Source organism: Oscillochloris sp. ZM17-4 (assembly GCF_019599295.1).
GTDB lineage: Bacteria > Chloroflexota > Chloroflexia > Chloroflexales > Chloroflexaceae > Oscillochloris.
Genome location: NZ_JAIEWN010000050.1, coordinates 19,541 through 23,783, shown reverse-complemented (window position 1 = coordinate 23,783; position 4,243 = coordinate 19,541). Strand labels below are relative to the sequence as shown.

General features: G+C 59.1%; 3 protein-coding genes. All 3 read right to left on the bottom strand.

Features of this window, described 5'->3' with window-relative positions:
- Window positions 1-32 precede the first annotated feature (32 nt).
- Window positions 33-1,016: a hypothetical protein gene (locus K2Z83_RS23840; protein ID WP_220597677.1), complete on the bottom strand. Its 984-nt coding sequence runs from the start codon at window positions 1,014-1,016 to the stop codon at window positions 33-35.
- 199 nt (window positions 1,017-1,215) lie between these two features.
- The gene (locus tag K2Z83_RS23835; protein ID WP_220597676.1) at window positions 1,216-2,325 is read right to left on the bottom strand and encodes a hypothetical protein; all 1,110 of its coding nucleotides are present in this window, start codon (window positions 2,323-2,325) and stop codon (window positions 1,216-1,218) included.
- A 16-nt stretch (window positions 2,326-2,341) separates the two neighbouring features.
- On the bottom strand, window positions 2,342-4,243 hold a 1,902-nt coding region (locus K2Z83_RS23830; RefSeq protein WP_220597675.1), incomplete at its 5' end, for an Eco57I restriction-modification methylase domain-containing protein.

The following is a 4,243-nucleotide window of genomic DNA, read 5'->3' as shown; positions in this document are numbered from 1 at the left end:
GGCCCAAACTGTCAAGTGCGTTTGAAACATGCCTAACGAAAGAACTTATGCAATTTATCAAAGTCATAGTAATCGAGCGATTGGAGCGACGGCTCGCGTCGCAACCATGCCCGCTCAGCAAGGAGATCGACCGCAGCAAAGAATTGCTCATCAATAAGGCCATCAAAGAAATTTAAAGCGAGTACAAGTAACTTTTCGCGTTGGCCTTGAAGGTTATAAAACCATTGACGGTATCGAGTCAGATTGCCTTGCGAATCACGTAGGCCACTTTCAATATCCCCATCTGTAATGGAACCATTCTCGGCAGCAATAGCAATTAGACTAACAAAGTCCGCAATATTTTCTGGTGTTTTTAGTCGTGTGGCAATATCATGGAGCGAATATATACCTATTTTCCCTTCGATGAGAATATTGCTTAGTATAAAACTTGGAAATTTCGTTGCGGAACCAACGAGATTATGCCGTAAAACATTAGCCAAGTAGCTTTCCGTGTAAATCTGTTCGGGCTGAAGATCCTTCCAGAAATGACGGAAAGCTGCTGCATCGAACAACGAACGCCAGCGGCCATCTTCCTCAGCAGTCACAAGCACATAATGCCCTCGCTCTCTAATAACTCCTGAAAGACGACGAAGATCGTGGTTGATATGCTGTGGCAGGAGTTGAGGTAGAACAAAGATGGCACTTTCTTCGTGTTCCTGTAATGCAAGATCGATGCTTTTTGCGCCACTACGTTTCCACTCTAGGATTACAAGTTGTTTTGGCTGCCTCTTTTCCGTGCTTGGTTGCGCCAATTCATCTTGTAGATACCAGGCAATGTGGAGGGCTAGGGAGTATTTGTCAATAATTGGACTCCCTCCAAAGATTAAAAGGCGAAATTTCGCCAGATCTGCGGCGATTTGCCTTGTCAGCGGCGGGCTCACAAAATGTTTAGGCTGATAGTGTAAGAGGTCAGGGGTGAAGAAATCGCCCTCACCCGTGGAGGTGAGAACTGTTACTTGTTGGAGTGGGGTTGACATACAATGCTGCCTTCTTCTAGATTTTGTCCCGTCGCTCCGAAGGATATAAGGCAATACCGCAGAAGTCGCCCTATCACGATGAGCAAAGTGAAGCGTCCAGGTGTCCGTATCGCCGCCGGGATGCCTCGCTTCGCTCAGCGTGACAGCGTTATGTCTGCTCTACTGCGTGTAGATATAGCACCCGTCGTGCTCAATAACGTTACACCTCCCCGCCAACTAACTCCTCAACCAGGGCGAAGATTTGCGGCAGGGCGGCCTGGATCGCCCCGGCGCTCGCCGGGGTAATCGCAGCCCGATAGGTGTGCTCGCCGCCGAGCGTGAAGATGCCAAGGGCATCAAGCCGCATCCGCAAGGCGGCCAGGGCCTCGGGCACCAGCCTCAGATAGCCGGTATAGAACTCAATCCGGGTTGGCGGGGCGGCCGGCGGCCACCCGTAGAGCACGGAAGTCAAGGTGCCCCCAATCAGCGGGCGGATCGAGAATCCGGCTTTGCCGAAGTAGAGCAGGTACTCATGCTCGTCGGCGAAAGCCAGCATCTGCTCGAAGATCGGCACCGCCTCGGGCGGGCAGGACTCCAGGAAGGCCATGCGGGTCGTCCTAGTGGTCGGCGTGACCGTCTTCTGCTCGCGGGCAGCCTCAGTCATGCCGATCAGCCGTGGCACCATCACCCGTTGTCCGTTTGCGCTGAGAAACTGCTTAATCTCGACCGCCAGCACTTCCATGCCTGGCATCTGCTTGTTGAGGAACTCGACCAGTTGACGCAGCTCGTGTGGGATGCTATCGGCGACAAAAAGCAGCCGAGCTTTACTCAGGCGCAGGTTGTCGGCGACCTGCTGCCAATAGCGTTCGATGTCATAGTCCGGCTGCTCGCCGAGCAGCGCCTGCAACTCAGCGTCGAGGCTGCGCCCGCGACTTTGGGCAGTCTGCGCAGCAGCCCGGCGGAGCAGATCCACACTCCACTGCGTGAGCCCGTTGGCGGCGTACTCCAACATCTGGGCGATCACCTCGCGGCGGATGCGTGAGTCACTGGAGCGCTTACACTCAACCAGAGTAAGCACACCGTCCTGGTCGAGAAAGAGGTGGTCGAGGCTCCAGCGGACAGCCATACTCTCTGGGTCGGTCACTCCCATCTCGCGGGCCACCAGCAGCCAACGCCGCGGCGCCTCAGGGCTGATCTGGTCGCCCGGCAACAGGTCGGGGTAGGCGGCTATCCACTCCTGAAGCAGTTTTTCCCGCGCGTAGGCAGACTCATCCATTGGAATAAGCGTGTTTTCTGTTTGTCCGACCATAAAGACGCGGCCTTGCTTCATCGTGACGCTCCTTTGTTTATCCTCGTCCCACCGGCATCCTCGGCGGCGCGGTCTCCCACAGCAGGGCGATCTCCTCGGGCGTCAGGCCGTAGGCGGCGTTGACGAGGTCGGCGAGGCGGCGCTCCAGCGCCAGCGCCTCGCCCGCCCGCTGCTGAATGGGGGCAGCGTGCTCGCTGTGGCTGCGCTGGAGCGCCTGCCGCGCCCCCGCCGTGAGCGCGGCGCTGGCCTTCGGGCGGCGCTTCGCCACCTCGTCCGCGAAGGCCCCGGCGCTCAGCTGCTCGAACGCATCTAGCTTCTGCCCGAGCTTCTCGATGCCGAACTCGTCCCGTAGCCAGCGGTGCAGCTCGCGCCGGGCCTGCTGGTCGGCCTGGGTGATCGCGATCAGACGCGCCACCGCTGGCTCGACCTCGGCGCGGGTGGCGTCGCTCGGCGGGGCGATGGGGAGTTGCTCGATGAGGAAGCCAGCCGGGTTGAGCGCTTCGTCCTTCATGTGCGGGAGGAAGCGCCAGTTGTGCCACCACATCAAGGGAGAGTTCAGGATGGCGAGAAGGTAGAGGTCGTCTTTTTCAAGGAAGAAGACTTTGTTGTTTGAGAAAAAGCCTGTGGCATCTCTACTGTAGACGGAATGGAATTGGATCTCCTGGTACATGAGCTTGGGAGATTCAAACGCATCATAGTAGGCACAGGATCGCAACTCCCACCAGTAATGGCCTTTGTCCTGACGGGCACGCAGTCTCGCCTCCGTTGGCTTCATAAACGCATGAAGTGCAGGAAAGGTCTGCTGGAAGATTGTCTCGGCTTGGTGTTCAGGTTTATTGCGCCACGGCCACGCAGCGTTCTCGCTCGACTTGAGCACAATCATCCAGAGCCCATCCCACTCCGGTGACCAGCGCTTGATGTCTTGCCCGCGTAGGTAGGGCTTGATGATCTCCGCAGCGCGTGGGTCGTCGCGCACCAGCCGCTCTTTCGTCGGCGTATCGATCAGGAATGCCTCGTTGAAGCCTGTCAGCACGCCACGATAGGGCTTCACTCCGGCATATTCGCCCAAGGGCACACATGCCTGACGAATCTTCGCCATCAGGTCATCAATGCTCGCGTTCTCCAGGCTCCACGCAGCACTGGAGAGCCGCGCCTGGGGCACGGCGCGGCTATGCTCGCGGATGTACACATCCAGGGCGTCTCCGCCCAGCGCCTCGCGAGGGAAGTCGGCAACACACACCTGCCGATTGGTCGGCACACCGTTGGTCGGCTTTTCCAGCACGACAATCGCCGGGAAGACATCGGCACCCTCGAAGATCGGCGAGTGGCCGAAGTCCACCAGCTGTTCAACCACCGTCTGCGCCGCCAGAAAGCCGCGCAGGTTCTCGCCGTAGCCCGCGCGCAACCACTTGTTGTTGGTGATATAGACCAGCCGGCCGCCGTGGCGCAGCAGGTTGAGCCCCTGATGGAAGAAGTAGACGAACAGGTCGGCGGTGCCGCTATAGGTCTCGGGGTAGGTCGCCTTAAAGTAGGGCTTCAGCTCGCTGATCTGCTCCTGGCGCACATAGGGCGGGTTGGCGATGATGATGTCGAAGCCGTCGCGCAGGCCGAACATCCACTCGCGGTCGAAGAAGGACGCCGAGGCGTTCTGGTCGTAGGGATCCCAGGAGGCCAGCAGCGCCGCCGTGTCGCCCGAGAAGCCGTCGCGGCGCAGCAGAGCGGCCAGCCTGGTCCGCAGCTCCTTGTCCTGCTCGCGGTACTTCGCTTTGGTCTTCGGCGTGCGGGCGCTGAAGTGGCGGGCGCGCACATCGCGCAGCCGCTCCTCCATCTGGTCGATCTCCGGGTCGCGCAGGCTCATCTGGCCCGCCCGCGCGATGCCGACCAGGGTGTTGGCCGCCACGAACTTGGTCTCCAGGTTGGGCAGCGGGCGGATGCCCCG